The following is a 1,352-nucleotide window of genomic DNA, read 5'->3' as shown; positions in this document are numbered from 1 at the left end:
GACCCGCTCGCCGTCGTTTCCACCCGTCGAAGGCCTGCCGGACAGCTACTGGAAGGGCCAGTCCTGCGGCAATTGCCACCAGTGGACGCGGGAGCGGCTGTGCACCCAGGGCAACACGTATCTGAGCCTCAACATGCAGCGGTCGCTGGGCAAGCAGCACCCGTTTGGCGGGGCGCTGAAACAAGTGCTGAAGAGCTGGGCCGCGGGCGGCTGCCAGTAGGTTTTCGGGTGTTGATCAAGCAGGGCAGGGGAGGGCTCCCGCCCGTGCAGGTGCATTTTGGCAAATGCGCCTTCGCAGTTGGGCGTGGCGCTGTGCTGTGCACAGCGCGGGGGCGCTTCAGCAAACCGCGTATTTCCTGGTGGAAACGGGGTTTTCCCGGCTGAGAAGCGCTTAAGGGCAGGTTTGCCCTTAAGGCGCTATGCCCATGGTGTTCCGTCCTTTTACGCGTCAAGGGTAAACCGCGCGTGCCGCGCGGCTGCTGGCGCAGCCCCTGACCCAGAATAGGACGATCGTGCCGGCGCGGGAGAGCTTGGGCGTCACGGGGCGTGGGTGGTGATCAGGAAATAGACCCATTCGCCTTTGAAATCCGCGTGTTCGGCGCGGGCGGCGGCCACTTGGGCGCGCAGGAATTCCAGGTAAGGTTCCGCGGGTTCGCTGAGGGGGCGGAGGCTGTCATAGAGCGGATGCGAGGCGGCGAAGGCGACGGCGATTTCCTGGCCGTAAGGCGGCGCGACGGTGATTTGCAGTCCGGGATCTCCGGCCTCCTTGGCGCCGACGCGCAGGGCGGTTTTGGGGGCGGCTTCGGCTAGCGGCACCAGCTCGTTTGGAGAGAGGTGCAGCACCGCGCCGCCGGCGTCGAAGTAATCCACGTAGACATAGGCCGGGTAGTCCGGCGCGGTGAGGTCGAAAAACAGCCGCGCGCCGCCGGAATAGTCGAGAACGCGGGCGTGGGCGTCGCTGCCGACCAGCAGCGGATTGGNNGCAGGCCGACGTTGGAGATGCCCGCCAGCGCGCCGCATTGCGGGCGGGGCAGCAGGCGCATTTCGTCGGAGACGGTGATGTCTGCGCCCATTTGCGCCTGAAGGGCGGCCAGGACCGGGGAGCGGAGGCCATCCTCGGGCAGGTGGCCGCGGACCTCCAGCGTGGCGGTTTCAGGGACAAAGGCGACCTGCAGGCGGGAACAGGGCACGGCGGCGAGGATGCCGGAGACGCCGTCGCGCAGGGGATCGCCCTCTGCCACTGCATCGCCGGGCTGCATGAAGCTTTGGAAGGCGGCGAGGGAGACCGGGTCGATGTCGCCGGAGCCGCCCTGGAACGCCAGCGCGGCCTTGATGCGGGGGGCGTCCGGGGT

Annotated in this window: 1 protein-coding gene and 1 pseudogene; one reads left to right on the top strand and one right to left on the bottom strand. The window is 67.7% G+C overall.

Translation table 11 applies throughout. The features are described 5' to 3' along the window. A pseudogene (locus RA21_RS21720) lies at positions 1-220 on the top strand (caspase family protein); the annotation flags it as partial. 317 nt (positions 221-537) lie between these two features. Here RA21_RS21720 and RA21_RS23525 read toward each other — a convergent pair. After that, a complete protein-coding gene (locus RA21_RS23525; protein ID WP_446720204.1) occupies positions 538-915 on the bottom strand; it encodes a DUF4384 domain-containing protein in 378 nt (125 codons plus the stop codon). Positions 916-1,352 lie beyond the last annotated feature (437 nt).

The organism is Leisingera sp. ANG-DT (genome assembly GCF_000813785.1).
GTDB lineage: Bacteria > Pseudomonadota > Alphaproteobacteria > Rhodobacterales > Rhodobacteraceae > Leisingera.
This window is presented reverse-complemented; position numbering and strand designations above follow the sequence as displayed.